This is a genomic window from Brachybacterium sp. JB7 (assembly GCF_003335205.1).
Classification (GTDB): domain Bacteria; phylum Actinomycetota; class Actinomycetes; order Actinomycetales; family Dermabacteraceae; genus Brachybacterium; species Brachybacterium alimentarium.
On record NZ_QPGN01000009.1, the window covers coordinates 79985 to 94333 of the forward strand.

The window sequence follows — 14349 nt, forward strand, 5'->3', positions numbered from 1 at the left end:
GGCATCCCGCGCACACGGGCCGGCCCCGGGTCAGTCCTCTCCGCGCGTGCCCTCTGTTCCGCGTACGCAGTCTGCTCCGCGAGCGTCCTCTGCTCCGCGCGGGACGTCTCCGTCGCGTCTCTCGCGCGCGACCTCGGCAGCCTGCTGCGCGATGGACAGCTCCTCGTTCGTCGGCACGACCATCACGAGGGTTTTCGAGGCGGGCGTGGAGATCACCCGTGCCTCCTTGCTGCGCACCGCGTTCGCCTCGAGATCCAGCTCGATGCCGAGGTCCTCGAGGCCTGTCAGCACGCGCTCACGCACCATCGGCACGTTCTCGCCGATACCGGCGGTGAAGGTCAGGACGTCCAGGCCGCCGAGCACGAAGGTGTAGGAGCCGAGGTACTTGCGCAGGCGATGCACGTAGACGTCCATGGCGAGGATCGCGGCCTCGTCGCCGTCCTCGACGGCGGCGGTGATATCGCGGAAATCGCTCATCCCGCACATCCCGATCATCCCCGAGCGCTTGTTGAGGATGTCGTCGATCTCAGGAGCGTCGAGCCCCGCCCGGCGATGCAGATGCAGGTAGATCGTGGGATCGATGTCGCCGGTGCGCGTGCCCATCACGAGCCCCTCGAGCGGGGTGAGCCCCATCGAGGTCTCCACCGCCTGCTCACCGAGCACTGCGGAGGCGGACGCGCCGTTGCCCAGGTGCATGACGATCTGGCGCAGGCTCGACACGTCGCGGCCCTCGGCCGCCAGCCGATCGGAGACCGTGCGGGAGATGTACTGATGGCTGGTGCCGTGCGCTCCGTAGCGACGCACCCTGTACTCCCGGGCGACCTCGCGGTTCAGGGCGTAGTTCGCGGCGGCCTCGGGCAGCGCGGTGAAGAACGCGGTGTCGAAGACGGCGATGTGCGGGACGTCGGGCAGCAGCGCCTTCGCCCCGTCGATGCCGTCGACCGCCGCGTAGTTGTGCAGGGGCGCGAGCTTGCCGAGGTCGTGGATGTCCCAGCGCACCTGCTCATCGATCAGGACCGGGGAGGAGTAACGGGCTCCGCCCTGAACCACCCGGTGGCCGACGGCGCGGATCCGGTCATCGGCGAAGGAGAGCCCGACGTCGGTGAACAGGGACTGCACGATCGTCATCGCCTGCCCGTGGTCGGGGACGTCCCCCTCGAAGCTCGATTCCTGCTGGCCCGCGGTGAGGGAGGCGACGCCGCGCTCGAGGCCGATGCGCTCGACGATCCCGGAGGCGTCGACCGTGCCCGTCTCGGGGTCCAGCAGCTGGAATTTCAGCGACGAGGAACCGGAATTGATGACGAGGACGCGGGCCTCTGCGGCGGGATCGGTCATGGGCGTGTCAGCTCCTGGGCAGTGGGATCAGAGGGCGGAGGCGGTGCCGGCACCGGGCGACGGCTCCGCCTGGGCCTGGATGGCGGTGATGACCACCGTGTTGATGATGTCCTCGACGAGGGCCCCACGAGAGAGGTCGTTGACCGGCTTGTTCAGTCCCTGCAGGACTGGCCCGATGGCGATCGCCCCGGCGGAGCGCTGCACCGCCTTGTACGTGTTGTTGCCGGTGTTCAGATCAGGGAAGACGAACACCGTGGCGCGGCCGGCGACCGAGGAGTCCGGCAGCTTGGTCTTGGCGACCGAGGCGTCCACGGCGGCGTCGTACTGGATCGGTCCCTCGACGTCGAGGTCGGGATTCTCCGTGCGCACCAGGCCGGTGGCCTCGCGCACCTTGTCCACGTCGGCCCCGGTGCCGGAGGTGCCGGTGGAGTACGAGAGCATCGCGATCCGCGGGCTGATGCCGAACTGCTCGGCGGTCGCGGCGGACTGCGCGGCGATGTCCGCGAGCTGCTCGGCGGTGGGATCGGGGTTCACGGCGCAGTCGCCGTAGACCAGCACACGGTCCTCGAGCGCCATGAGGAACACCGAGGAGACGATCTTCGCGCCGGGCTTGGTCTTGATGATCTCGAAGGAGGGGCGGATGGTGTGCGCCGTGGAGTGCGCCGCGCCGGAGACCATCCCGTCGGCCTCGCCCATCTGCACCATCATCGTGCCGAAGTAGGAGACGTCCTGGATCCTCTCGCGGGCCTGCTCCAGGGTGACGCCCTTCTTCGCCCGCAGCCGGGCGTACTCCGCCGCATACCGGGACAGGTGCTCCTCGGACTGCGGCGAGACGATCTCCGCCTCGGAGATGTCGTGTCCCAGCTGGGCAGCCCTCGCCCGGATCTGGTTCTCCTCACCCAGCAGGATGAGGTCGGCCACGCCCCGCGCGAGGATCGATTCCGCGGCGGCGATGATGCGGGGGTCCTCGCCCTCGGGCAGCACGATCGTCTTCTTCTCGCCGCGGGCGCGCGCCAGCAGCTCGAACTCGAACATCATCGGGGTGACGACCTCGCTGCGGCTCACCTCGAGCGCCGCCAGCACGTCGGCCGTGGGGAGGTGCTCGGCGACCGCACGACGGGCGGCGTCCATCTTCTGGGGGCTGTCGGCGCTCAAACGCCCGCGGGTGCTAGCCACCTTCACCGCGGTGTCGAACGTGGACAGGTCCGACGCGATGATCGGAAGGTCCTGCTGCACGCCGGAGATGAGTCGGCTCACCTCGCCGGGGACGTCGTAGCCGCCGGTCAGCACGATCGACGAGAGCGCCGGGAAGGTGCCGGACTGCTGCGCCATGATCAGGCCCGGCAGCAGGTCGTAACGGTCGCCCGGAGCGATCACCGTGCAGTTCTCGGTGAGGCGGCTGAGCACATTGGGCAGGCTCATTGCGGCGATCACGGTGCCGATCGCCACACGGCCCATCCATTCCGGGTTGCCCTGCAGGAGAGAGCCTCCGACGGCGTCGTGGACCTCCTGCACGGTCGGGGCCATGATCACGGGGTTCTCCGGGATCACGGAGACCAGCGCGCCCTCGACCCTCGCTGCAGTCGCCTCGCGCACCTGCTCCAGGGCATCGAGGGGGGCACGGTTGACCACGACGGCGATCGGGGTGGCGTGGTGCGCGGTGAACTGGCCGACGGACACTGCGGTGAGGGAGGCGATCTGCTCGGGGGTGCGATCCAGGCCGGAGACGACCAGCACCACCGGGGCCCCCATGTTCGCTGCGACCTCCGCGTTGAAGGTCAGCTCCGTGGGATTGGCGAGATCGTCGTAGTCGCTGCCGAGCACCACGAGCATCGAGTAGCGCTCGGTGAGGTCGCGGTAATGGCTGAGGATGCGCTCATGGGCGGTGTCCGGATCGGAGAGCAGCAGCTGGTGATCCACGCCGATCGCGTCGTCGTACTCCTGGTCGACGGCCGGATGGCTCGTCAGCAGGTCGACGGCATGATCGCGCGCGCGGTCGGCCTGCACGACGGGTCGGTAGACGCCGACCCGGTCGGAGCGGGAGGCGAGCGCCTCGAGCAGACCGAAGGCCACCATCGACTTCCCGGTCGTCCCCTCGGGACTGGCGATATACACACTCTGAGTCACAGCAGCCAGCATAGGCGCGCTCGGCCGCCGACGGCGGGGACCTCCGCCCTCGGAGTCGGGACCCTCGGAGCCCGGCGGGGGCGGGAGTCTCGGCGGCCCCGCCGACGTCGCACAGATCTCCCTCCCCAGCCCCTGTTGTCTTAGCCGGGTCCCAGGTGCGACTCGTACGATGAGCCTCATGCTCCGCGTCGCCCTCCGTCCCCGATTCCTGGGCCTGCTCGCCCTGATGGTGGTGGCGACCCTCGTCTGCGGCCTGCTCGCAGGCTGGCAGTGGGACCGTGCTCACCGCGCGATCACCGACAAGGCGGACGGCCCCGCACAGCTCGGCGACATCGAGGACGTGCTCGGCGTCGGCGACGCGGTGACCAATGCGATCGTCGGGGACATCGTGACGGCGACCGGTGCTTTCACGGCGGACGACCAGGTCGTGGTGCCGGGGCGGTCCATCGACGGCGAGGACGCCGCGATCATCGTGGCCGCGCTCCACGTCGACCTCGACGACGGCACCGAAGCGCTCCTGCCGGTGGCCCGCGGCTGGGTCCGGGCCGACGAGGTCACCGGGGACGACGGGGAGATCGACGCCTCTCTCGCCCCACCGGTCCCCGACGGCCAGGTGCAGGTCACGGGCCGCCTCGAGGCCAGCGAATCCGCCGTCGGGGGAGTGGAGGACGGTGTCGTCGACGAGATCGCGACCCCGTTGCTCGTCAACGAGTGGGGTTCGCCGATGTATGCCGGATTCGTCGCCGTGACCGAGCCCGCCGACGGCATGCAGCCGATGCCCCCGGCGGAGTCCGCCTTCTCCAAGGGGCTGAATTGGCAGAACATCGGCTATTCCCTGCAGTGGGTGCTGTTCGGCGGTTTCTTCCTCTTCCTGTGGTGGCGGTCGGTGCGCACCGCCTATCTCGACGAGCTCGCCGAACAGCGTGAAGCCCTCGAGCGATCGGTCGCAGGCTCCGCCGAGTCCGGCTCAGCTGCGTCCTCGTCCTCGGCGACTTCCACCGATCCCTCCGTCGGCCCTGCCGTGTCCTCGGCGGCTGCTGACGATCCCTCTGTCGGCCCTGCCGTGTCGTCGGCGGCTGCTGACGATCCCTCCGTCGGCCCTGCCGTGTCCTCGGCGGCTGCTGACGATCCCTCCGTCGGCGCCACCGCTGACGCTGCCGCGGCGTCCGCCGCCCCCACCGCCTCGGCCTCCGTGCAGGCCGGCTCGACCCTCGATAAGGACGTGTGACCCGTGCCCCCCTCTCGCCCCCTGGACGAAGTCGCCATTCGGACCTCTTTCGCCCGCTTCCGTGTGGCCTCCATCGTGGAAGGCATCGCACTGCTCGTGCTGGTGTCGATCATGATCATGCGTTATGTGGTGTTCGGCGGCGAGGCGATCTTCACCAGCACCTCCGACACCTGGGCACAGATCTCGAAGACCTGGTCCCCGATCCACGGCCTGATCTACATGATCTACGTGATCCTCAGCTTCGACCTGTGGGCGAAGATGCGCTGGGGCCTGCCCCGGATGGTGCTCCTGATGTTCTTCGGCGTGATCCCCGTGCTCTCGTTCTTCGGCGAGCGGTGGACGCACCAGTCGGTGGATGCCGACCTCAAGCGTCGCCCCACCCTCCAGGACAAGGCCCCGGACTCGGCGGACGGGGCCCCGGGCGTCTGAGCAGGCTCCTGAGGTGCGCGCCACCGGGATGCCTTCGACGGCCCCGCTCGAGAGCCTTCGACGCGCCACCCGGGATGCCTTCGGCTCCTCGCCGGGGCTGTCTCGCGGGCACGGTCCGGGATGCCGTGCCCGCGACGAGAGTTCTCCGCTCGGGCACGGGCGTGACGAGTATTGCGCTCCTCCCGGCCCCCAGGTGACGCATCCGGGCCGCGTGCGCCCGTAGACTCTGCATCGTGACCGACACCGACCAGCGCCCAGTCCTCGTCGTCGACTTCGGAGCGCAATACGCCCAGCTCATCGCTCGACGTGTCCGCGAGGCACGGGTCTACTCCGAGGTCGTGCCGCACACGATGCCGGTGGAGAAGATCCTCGCCAAGCAGCCACGCGCGATCATCCTCTCCGGCGGGCCCAGCTCCGTCTACGCCGATGGCGCCCCGCGCCTGGACCCGGCGATGCTCGAGGCCGGCGTGCCCGTGCTCGGGCTCTGCTACGGCTTCCAGTCGATGGCCGCCGCGTTGGACGGCACCGTCGCCCCGACGGGCGTGCGTGAATACGGCGCCACCCGACTCGAGGCCCTCGACGCCTCCTCGCAGCTGCTCAGCGCGCAGGACGTCGACCAGAACGTGTGGATGAGCCACGGCGACTCCGTGACCGCAGCCCCCGCGGGCTTCGACGTCATCGCCTCCTCGTCGGGCAGCCCCGTCGCCGCCTTCGAGAACCGGGAGAAGCAGCTCTACGGCGTGCAGTGGCATCCCGAGGTCGGCCACTCCGACCGCGGCCAGGAGGTGCTCGAGAACTTCCTGCGCCACGGCGCCGGTATCGCGCCCAGCTGGACCACCGGCAACGTCATCGAGGAGCAGGTCTCCCGGATCCGCGCCCAGGTGGGCGAGGGCGCCGCGATCTGCGGGCTCTCCGGCGGCGTCGATTCCGCGGTCGCCGCGGCCCTCGTGCAGCGCGCCATCGGCGATCGCCTCACCTGCGTCTACGTGAACCATGGCCTCATGCGCCAGGACGAGTCCGAGCAGATCGAGAAGGCCTTCGGGGAGTCCACCGGCGGCGCCAAGCTCATCATGGTCGATGCCGAGGAGCAGTTCCTCACCGCTCTGGCGGGTATCACCGATCCCGAGCAGAAGCGCAAGATCATCGGGCACGAGTTCATCCGCTCCTTCGAGAGCGCCCAGGAGGACATCCTGCGCGAGCGGGGCGTCATCGAGGGTGATCACGCCGAGGCCAAGGCCTTCCTGGTCCAGGGCACCCTGTACCCGGATGTCGTCGAGTCCGGCGGCGGCGAGGGCGCGGCCAACATCAAGAGCCACCACAACGTGGGCGGACTGCCCGAGGACCTCTCGTTCGAGCTGGTCGAGCCGCTGCGCGCCCTGTTCAAGGACGAGGTGCGCGCCGTCGGCTCGGAGCTGGGCCTGCCCGACGAGATCGTCTGGCGTCAGCCGTTCCCGGGCCCCGGTCTGGGCATCCGCATCATCGGCGAGGTCACCAAGGAGCGCCTGGACATCCTGCGCCACGCCGACGCCATCGCTCGCGCCGAGCTGACCGCCGCGGGCCTGGACCGCGACATCTGGCAGTGCCCGGTGGTGCTGCTGGCCGAGGTGCGCTCCGTGGGCGTGCAGGGAGACGGCCGCACCTACGGCCACCCCGTCGTGCTGCGACCCGTCACCAGTGACGACGCGATGACCGCCGACTGGGCCAAGGTGCCCTACGACGTGCTCAGCCGGATCTCGACGCGCATCACCAACGAGGTCAGGGAGATCAACCGCGTCACTCTCGACATCACGAGCAAGCCGCCGGGAACCATCGAGTGGGAATGATCGACCGGGCGTGACGGCCCGACCCGTCACGCTTTTGTGAGCTGGGGACCGATGTTTCGCCAAACATCGGTCCCCAGCTCACATTTCGTCTGGCGTGGCGGGCGTGGCGCGGCGCGGCCTGACGTGGTCTTCCCGATGTGGCTCGGCATGGCCTGGTGTGGCTCGGCATGGCCTGGTGTGCATGTGCAGCCCGTCCCGTCCCGGCCTGGCCCGGGTGCGTGTCTCGGGTACGTGGCGGAGAGAGCCGCGGGTGTCAGTCCCGCGGCGGCTCGAGCAGGCGCGAGGGGTGCGCGTCGGCCGACGAATGCCAGGACTGGGTGCGCTCGTAGGTCTCCCAGCCCATCGACTCGTACAGGCCGTCCGCGCCGGTGGGAGAGTCGTTGTCGACCTCGAGATCCACGTGGGTGCGGCCGCGCTCGGCGGCGTCCTGGGTCGCGGCGCGCAGCAGGGACTTCGCGATGCCGTGCCCGCGTGCGCTGCGGTGCACCCCGAGGTACTCCAGGTAAGTGCCCTCGCCGAGCGTCGGCGTCGCCGACATCCGCGCGGCGACCAGTCCGCCGGCGGGGAGCCACTGGCCCTCGCGCTCGACCTCCGCGATCCACCAGTGGTCCCAGGCGGCCTCGTCCGGGCTCTCGATGAGACGCTGGACGAACTCGGCGAAGGATTCCCGGTACGAGTTGAAGTGATCGGCGAAGGACTCCTCCAGCATCCGGTGCACGGTCCGCACGTCCTGCGCGACGGGGAGCCCGGACTCATGGCGATGGACCGGACGCACGCGAGTGCCTGCGCGGGGCTCGCGAGTGGTGATCGCTTCGCCGGCGTTCACCGGCCGACGCATGTGCAGCCAGGTGCGCACCATGTCGTAGCCCGCGGCGGCGAGGAGACGGCTGCGATCGGTGTCCAGCTCGTTCGCATCGCAGGACAGCTGAGTGGAGCCCAGTCCCCGGTGGCGGGCGAAGGACCCGCCGACCTCGACGGCCCAGTCCAGCAGGGAGGCGGCGAGGGCATCGCGATCGGGGACCTCGGTGTCGACCACGAACTGCACGTTGGTGCGGCCCGAGGCACGGTCCTCGAGTGCGATCCAGGCGACCGGCGCGCGATCCGTGCTGGGGGAGCCGTCGTGCGCGGTGGGCACCACCACGACCTGGCGACGGGACCAGGACTTCAGTCCGACCATGCGCGAGCGCAGTCCGTCGGGATCAGCCGCCCCGTCAGGCGTATGGCGTCGGATGCCTGCCGTCACGAGCGCGGCGACTGGGTCGACGTCCCTCTCCAGAGGGAGACGCGAGGTGAACCGTCCCTCGAGGGCGGGCGGGATCGTGGGCGGGAAATGATCGACGAGGAGCACCGGTTCATGGTGCCACGTACGGGCCGGGCAGGGCAGGGAAAGCGGCTGGGAGGGAGAGAAGGGATGCAGGATCGAAAGGTTCGCGCTGTCGCTCCGGCAAGCAGAACGGCGGCTTCCACGCAGAACGATGGCTGCGGGTAGCGGGCGGCTGCCTCCGGAGACGGTTCCGCAAGGCCCGCGTTGTGGAGCCCGGCGCGTCCCGCAGCCCGACGGCGCGGGTGCCCCGGGGAACAGGCGGCCCGACGGTGTGGGCATCCCGGCGCGTCTGGCAGCCCGACGGTATGGGCACCCCGGCGAAACAGGCGGAATGAGGCGTCCTCAACGCCTACTGCCCCCGGGTACTGAGGAGTAACGAGCATCCGACCGGCTCAGGGACAGAGGAGCCCCCACCGGTGGGTCGGTGGGGGCTGCTCCAAGAGCCCGAGAGCCCGAGCCCGGGCGCTCGACAGGCCCGGCGGGTGGTATCAGCGGTCGGAGGACTGCGCCAGGTGGTCGCCGTGGCCGCCGCCGTCGTACCCGCGGTCGCTGTCGTAGCCGCCCCGGCCGCCGCCGTCGTGGTTGCCATCGTCGTGGCCGGCCGGTGCCTCGCCGGAGGCGCCCACGGCCGCCAGCTCACCGGTGTGCGGGTGCGCTTCCTGGGACTCGCTGCCCGTGCCGGCGAAGTCCGCCGCGGCGTCCGAACCGGGCTGCACCGGGGTCTCCTCGACCGTGTGCAGGGTCTCGCGCAGAGGCACCTGCTTGATGAACAGCGAAAGCACCAGGGCGATGAGCACGAAGGGGAGCGCGGTCAGGAACACCATGTGCATGGCGTCCCCCATGCCCATCCGGATCGGCTCCACGAGGAAATCGGGGAGCTTCTCGAGAGCGGTCGGATCCAGCACGGCGCTCTCCAGGCCCGAGCTGTCCACCGACCCTCCGGACTGCTGGAGCGCAGTCATCTTCTCGGGCGGGATCTGCTCGAGCTGCGTCTGGATGGAGCTGGACATCTGCGCGGTCATCACGGTGCCGAGCACCGCGGTGCCGATGGTCGAGCCGATATTGCGGAAGAACTGGATCGCAGCGGTCGCGACGCCGAGCTCGCGCTGGGCGACGACGTTCTGCACCACCAGCGTGTACACCTGCATCGACAGACCGAGCCCCAGGCCGATGACGATCATCGCCATGGTCAGCTTCAGCTGGGAGTCGCCGTACTCCATGCGGGAGAGCAGCCAGTAGCCGGCCACCAGGACCGCGCCGCCCAGGACCAGGAACTCCTTGTAGCGACCGGTCTTGGAGATGAGCAGGCCCACCAGGATCGAGGTGACGATCATGGCGACGGACAGCGGGATGAGGATCGCGCCGGAGTTGGTGGCGGAGACGCCCATGACTCCCTGGGCGTAGACCGGGATGTAGATGATCGCGCCGAACATGGCCACGGCGATCGCGAAGGACGCGGCCACCGACAGTGCCACGATCGGGCGCATCAGCAGGTGCATCGGCAGCAGCGGTTCGGGGACCCGGGTCTCGATGATCACGAAGGCGATGAGGAACACTGCGGCGACCGCGTACATCCCGATGATCACCGGGGAGCTCCAGGCGTAGTCCCCGCCGCCCCACGTGGTGGCGAGCAGTGCGATGACCATGCCGGGGGTGAGGGTGAACATGCCCAGGAGGTCGACCTTGCCGTGCTGGGTCTCGGCGGTCAGGTGCAGGAACTTCAGGATGAACACGAAGGCGATCACGCCGACGGGGAGCATCATGTAGAACAGCCAGCGCCAGCCGAGGTGGTCGGTGACGGAGCCGCCGATGAGCGGGCCGACCACCGAGGTCACGCCGAAGACGGCGCCCATGATGCCCTGGTACTTGCCGCGCTGGCGCGGGGGGATGATGTCGCCGATGATCGTCTGGCTCAGCGGCATCAGAGTGCCCATGCCCAGGCCCTGCACGGCGCGCGCGAAGACCAGGAACCAGAAGTCCGTGGCCATGCCGGCCAGGATCGAGCCGAGCATGAAGATGGCGAGGCCGCCGAGGTAGAACCAGCGGCGCCCGTACAGGTCCGAGAGCTTGCCGACGATCGGGACCGCGACGGCGGAGACCAGCATCGCGGCCGTCGCGATCCAGCTGTAGTGCTCCACGCCGCCCAGCTCGGCGACGATGCGGGGCATCGCGGGGCCGACGATCGTCTGGGACATGGAGGCGACGAACATGCCGAGCATGAGGCCGACGAAGACCAGCTTGCCCTGACGATCCAGGCCGGTGAAGGGGGCAGGGGCGGCCGGGGCCGCGGTGGGGCCGGAGGCTGCGGCAGTGCCGGGAGGTGCTGCGGGGGTCGATGCTGTGCTCATGGAGCTCCTCGGAGGGCGATGGCGGATGGGCGGAGTGGTTCTCGGGCGGGAAGAACTCGTCCGACGGTCGCAGCGCATCCTTGAGCCTCGACCGGAACAGTCTAGCGACCTGTTACATCGACTGCACTATTTCATCGAGTGCAATTTCTGTGATCCGTCGGACTTACGATGGAGGGGTGACTGACGCAGCGACACCCTCCATGCCCCCCGACCCGCTTCCGGGCAGTCCCGACGATCCCCCCGAGGACGGGTTGGGTCTGCGCGAGACCAAGAAGCGCCAGACCCGGATCGCGATGCACCGTGCAGCGGTCGAGCTCGTGGCCGAGCACGGCTTCACGCAGGTGACCGTCGAGATGATCGCGCGGAAGGCCGGGGTCTCCACCCGCACCTTCTTCAACCACTGGGTCACGAAGGATGCGGCCGTGCTGGGGGTGGTCCCCGGCGAAGCCGTGCAGCTCTCGCAGCAGCTGAGGGCACAGCTCGAGGTGGCGAGCCCCCGCGACGCGCTCCGCGCGGTGCTGAGGGACGTGCTCGCCGGGATCCCCGCCGATCCGGAGCTGCGCGAGCTCAAGAAGCTCGTGATGACCAAGGAGCCGCACCTGCACACGATCTCCTCGGGAAATCTCTTCGAGGTGCAGTCCGAGCTGGTCGAGGTGCTCAGCGAGGGGATGCTCGACGAGGGCATGGAGCCCGAGGACGCCCGCCTGCGCGCGGCGATCGTGGTGCAGGTGGGGTTCGCCCTGACCCGCAGCGCGTTCGGGCTCTCGATGACCCGGGGCCTGGATCTGCCCAGCGCGTACGACCGGGTCCTGGAGCTCTACGACGGCGGCCTCCGGGAGGTCTGAGTCCCGGTCGGTCCGGCCGCGCGGACTCGTCTCAGCGCACCAGGCGTCCGATGCCGCTGTCCCAGCCCCGTCCGTCGGCGAGGCGCTCCGCGACGACCTTCTCGAGCCGGGTGGTGCGCGGCAAGGCGGCCGCGTCGTACGGGGGACGCTCGTCGAAGACGAAGAACGCCGCGCCGTCGGGGTTCGGCGAGGTCGACAGGACTTCCCAGCGATCGACGAAGGCGCCGATGTTCGAGGACACGCCCAGCTCCTCGACCAGGGCGCGGTTGATCAGCCAGGAATCGCAGAAGAACTCCGTGCCGAAGCGTGGAGCGGACGGCGGGCGCTGCTCGTCGAGGTCCGCGTAGTGGGTCGTGAAGTAGGCGGTGGCGCGCTCGAAGGAGGCCTCCACCTCGTCAGGGGCGAGGGGCCCGCGGGCGGGGATGTGGGTCCCGACCGCCCAGCGCTCCAGCTCAGTGCCCGGGTCGACCCGATGGAGGTCGAACTGCAGACGTCCCAGGTGGACCAGTCGGCCCGCCCAGTTCAGCGCCGTCCAGCCGCGCTGGTGCAGCCCGAGGCGCCCGCTGGCACGACGGTGCACGCGCATCTGCTGGCCGAGGTCGGCGAGGACCTCCCAGGACAGCTCGGCGCCCAGTCCTCGAGCCTCGTGCCAGGTGCGCACGGTGCTCGTGCCCACGGCGAGGGCCAGGATCGCGATCAGGCCCTCGCCGGGCGCGAGGCGCTCCTGGAGGCGGTCGTGCGTCGAGGCGAGCTCCTCGAGGCGGACCTCGGGGACGTCCAGTCCGGCGCGAGCACGCAGCAGGTTCGCAGTGCGCGTGATCTCGGTGAGGATCTCCTCGTCCGCGACCGCTCGGGGCAGCAGGGGCAGCAGCTCCTCGCGGTCCCGGCCGGTGATCCCGAGCTGGTCGAGCAGGTCGGGGGCCGACGGTGCGATGAGCAGAGCGGCGACGTCGTCGGGGCCGAGCTCGTCGGCCGCCCGGACGGAGGTCGGCGGATCGCCGAGGTGGTCGGGGCGCGCGGCACGGCGATCTGTCATGGGGCCACCGTATCGCCTGTGCAGCGCTGACTGTGACCCGGGTCGCCCCTCGGCGCCCCGACGCCGTGGCCGGTCACCGCCCGCCCCGACACCGGAGGGGCGGGCGTCCGGCAGGGGCAGGACGGGTGCTGGGCAGGGGAAGGGTGTGTGGTCGCGAAACGGTGCGTTCCGACGCCACGAGGGGCCCCGATCAGCGGATCGGGGCCCCTCGTGGCGTCGCTCAGATGAGCTGCAGGGCTTACTTCTTGCCCTGGTTGGCGACGGCCTCGGCGGCGGCCTTCGCGGCGACCGGATCGAGGTAGCGGCCGCCCTTCTCGACGGGCTGGAAGTTCTCGTCGAGCTCGTACACCAGCGGCTGGCCGGTGGGGATGTTCAGCCCGGAGATCTCCTCGTCGGAGATGCCGTCGAGGTACTTCACCAGGGCGCGCAGCGAGTTGCCGTGGGCGGCGACGAGCACGACCTTGCCGGAGGTGAGGTCGGGCTTGATGCCCTCCTCCCAGTACGGCAGGAAGCGCTCGACGACGTCCTTGAGGCACTCCGCCTTCGGCAGCTGGTCGCCGAGGTCCGCGTACTGCGGATCCTGGTCCTGGCTGAACTCCGAGCCGAACTCGATCTCCGGCGGCGGGGTGTCGTAGGAGCGGCGCCAGGCCATGAACTGCTCTTCGCCGTACTTCTCGCGGATCTCGGACTTGTCCATGCCCTGGAGGGCGCCGTAGTGACGCTCGTTCAGGCGCCAGTCCCGCTTGACCGGGATCCAGTGACGGTCCGCAGCATCCAGGGAGAGGTTCGCGGTCATGATCGCGCGACGCTGCAGGGAGGTGTGCACGACGTCGGGAAGGATGCCGGCCTCCTTCATGAGGTCGCCGCCCTCCGTGGCCTCCTGTCGCCCCTTCTCCGTGAGGTGCACGTCCACCCAGCCGGTGAACAGGTTCTTCGCATTCCAGTCGCTCTCGCCATGGCGGAGCAGCACGAGTGTGTAGGTCATGCTCCCAGGGTACGCGGGGCCGCTGGGGCGCGCATGTCGTGCTCACAGCATCGACGTGCCCCGCTCCTCTAGTCTCGGCTCCATGACCGCTCTCGCGCCCGGCCGCCTCACCGATGTCCCCGTCGTCCTCCTGGATCTTGACGGCACGATCGTCGATTCCGGGCCCGGGATCCTCGCTGCGCTCGCCCACGCCTTCGCCGAGTGCAGGGAGCCGCTGCCTTCCGAGCAGGTGCTGCGCACTTTCATCGGCCCGCCGTTGACGGAGTCCTTCGAAGGGACGCTGGGCCTCGCTCCGGAGCGCTCGGAGCAGCTGCGCCTGGCCTATTCGGCGCACTACCAGGAGCGCGGCCTGCTCTCCGCCGCGCCCTATGCCGGGATCCCTGAGCTGGTCCGTTCTCTCACGGCGCGGGGGCGCACGGTGGCCGTGGCGACCAACAAGCCCGAGACCAGCGCCCGGCGCCTCCTCGCGCACCAAGGGCTGGACGGGGAGTTCGCGCTGATCGGCGGCACCGATCGGGCCACGGGCCGCGATGACAAGTCCGCGGTCATCGCCAGCGTCCTGGATCGGCTTGACCTCCGCTCGGCCGTCGCGGAGGCCGCCTCGCACGAGGTGCCCGCCGCCGTCATGATCGGGGACCGGCTACACGACGCCGAGGGGGCTGCGGCGCACGGACTGCCCGCGGTGCTGGTCGGCTGGGGATACGGGGGAGAGGTCGAGCTGAACGCCGGGCTGCCGGTCGCCCGGACCGTCGAGGAGCTCTCCGGTATGCTGCTGGGCTGAGAGCCCTGCGGGCCCCCCGGCCGCTGAGGGTCCTGCGGGCGCTGAGGGCCCTGCGGCCGCGCTCGTGGTCTGGTCGCACCGCCGGGCT

General features: G+C 70.1%; 11 protein-coding genes. 5 read left to right on the plus strand and 6 right to left on the minus strand.

The genetic code is table 11. From position 1 onward, the window contains the following. Positions 1–30: 30 nt before the first annotated feature. Together CIK81_RS12035 and pta are read right to left on the minus strand one after the other, a co-directional pair. On the minus strand, positions 31–1335 hold the full coding sequence (locus CIK81_RS12035; RefSeq protein ID WP_096196746.1) for an acetate/propionate family kinase: 1305 nt from the start codon (positions 1333–1335) through the stop codon (positions 31–33). A 27-nt stretch (positions 1336–1362) separates the two neighbouring features. Then, positions 1363–3474 carry a phosphate acetyltransferase gene (pta, locus tag CIK81_RS12040; protein ID WP_158542020.1) on the minus strand — a complete coding sequence of 704 codons (2112 nt, stop codon included), beginning with the start codon at positions 3472–3474 and terminating at the stop codon, positions 1363–1365. 166 nt (positions 3475–3640) lie between these two features. On the opposite strand from pta, the gene CIK81_RS12045 reads away from it, so the two are divergent. The 3 genes from CIK81_RS12045 (at position 3641) to guaA (ending at position 6942) form a co-directional block, all read left to right on the plus strand. Then, positions 3641–4690: an SURF1 family protein gene (locus tag CIK81_RS12045; protein WP_158542021.1), complete on the plus strand. Its 1050-nt coding sequence runs from the start codon at positions 3641–3643 to the stop codon at positions 4688–4690. Between the two features lie 3 nt (positions 4691–4693). Next, on the plus strand, positions 4694–5119 hold the full coding sequence (locus tag CIK81_RS12050; RefSeq protein ID WP_096163933.1) for a DUF3817 domain-containing protein: 426 nt from the start codon (positions 4694–4696) through the stop codon (positions 5117–5119). Between the two features lie 233 nt (positions 5120–5352). After that, positions 5353–6942, plus strand: a complete 1590-nt coding sequence (guaA, locus tag CIK81_RS12055; RefSeq protein ID WP_096163934.1) for a glutamine-hydrolyzing GMP synthase — start codon at positions 5353–5355, stop codon at positions 6940–6942. Between the two features lie 253 nt (positions 6943–7195). Here the strand turns inward: guaA and CIK81_RS12060 are convergent, their stop codons facing one another. Together CIK81_RS12060 and CIK81_RS12065 are read right to left on the minus strand one after the other, a co-directional pair. Further along, the gene (locus tag CIK81_RS12060; RefSeq protein ID WP_096163935.1) at positions 7196–8290 is read right to left on the minus strand and encodes a GNAT family N-acetyltransferase; all 1095 of its coding nucleotides are present in this window, start codon (positions 8288–8290) and stop codon (positions 7196–7198) included. A gap of 464 nt (positions 8291–8754) precedes the next feature. After that, positions 8755–10614 carry an MDR family MFS transporter gene (locus tag CIK81_RS12065; protein WP_096163936.1) on the minus strand — a complete coding sequence of 620 codons (1860 nt, stop codon included), beginning with the start codon at positions 10612–10614 and terminating at the stop codon, positions 8755–8757. A 176-nt stretch (positions 10615–10790) separates the two neighbouring features. Between CIK81_RS12065 and CIK81_RS12070 the strand changes: the two genes are divergently transcribed. Then, positions 10791–11459, plus strand: coding sequence for a TetR/AcrR family transcriptional regulator (locus CIK81_RS12070; RefSeq protein ID WP_241964144.1), 669 nt, complete (start codon positions 10791–10793; stop codon positions 11457–11459). A gap of 31 nt (positions 11460–11490) precedes the next feature. Here CIK81_RS12070 and CIK81_RS12075 read toward each other — a convergent pair whose 3' ends face one another. Together CIK81_RS12075 and CIK81_RS12080 are read right to left on the minus strand one after the other, a co-directional pair. Further along, positions 11491–12495 (minus strand): acyltransferase domain-containing protein, encoded by a 1005-nt coding sequence (locus tag CIK81_RS12075; RefSeq protein WP_114355757.1) that lies wholly within the window; start codon positions 12493–12495, stop codon positions 11491–11493. Between the two features lie 238 nt (positions 12496–12733). Continuing rightward, the gene (locus CIK81_RS12080; protein WP_096163939.1) at positions 12734–13480 is read right to left on the minus strand and encodes a phosphoglyceromutase; all 747 of its coding nucleotides are present in this window, start codon (positions 13478–13480) and stop codon (positions 12734–12736) included. Between the two features lie 82 nt (positions 13481–13562). Here CIK81_RS12080 and CIK81_RS12085 point away from each other — a divergent pair, with 82 nt between their 5' ends. Then, positions 13563–14261, plus strand: a complete 699-nt coding sequence (locus CIK81_RS12085) for an HAD hydrolase-like protein (RefSeq protein ID WP_114355758.1) — start codon at positions 13563–13565, stop codon at positions 14259–14261. Positions 14262–14349 lie beyond the last annotated feature (88 nt).

Bases quoted from the DNA above. Each gene is read 5' to 3' on its own strand.
- pta (WP_158542020.1), bottom strand. From the start codon at position 3,474: ATGCTGGCTGCTGTGACTCAGAGTGTGTATATCGCCAGTCCCGAGGGG.
- CIK81_RS12080 (WP_096163939.1), bottom strand. From the start codon at position 13,480: ATGACCTACACACTCGTGCTGCTCCGCCATGGCGAGAGCGACTGGAAT.
- CIK81_RS12075 (WP_114355757.1), bottom strand. From the start codon at position 12,495: ATGACAGATCGCCGTGCCGCGCGCCCCGACCACCTCGGCGATCCGCCG.
- CIK81_RS12045 (WP_158542021.1), top strand. From the start codon at position 3,641: ATGCTCCGCGTCGCCCTCCGTCCCCGATTCCTGGGCCTGCTCGCCCTG.
- CIK81_RS12065 (WP_096163936.1), bottom strand. From the start codon at position 10,614: ATGAGCACAGCATCGACCCCCGCAGCACCTCCCGGCACTGCCGCAGCC.
- CIK81_RS12085 (WP_114355758.1), top strand. From the start codon at position 13,563: ATGACCGCTCTCGCGCCCGGCCGCCTCACCGATGTCCCCGTCGTCCTC.
- CIK81_RS12035 (WP_096196746.1), bottom strand. From the start codon at position 1,335: ATGACCGATCCCGCCGCAGAGGCCCGCGTCCTCGTCATCAATTCCGGT.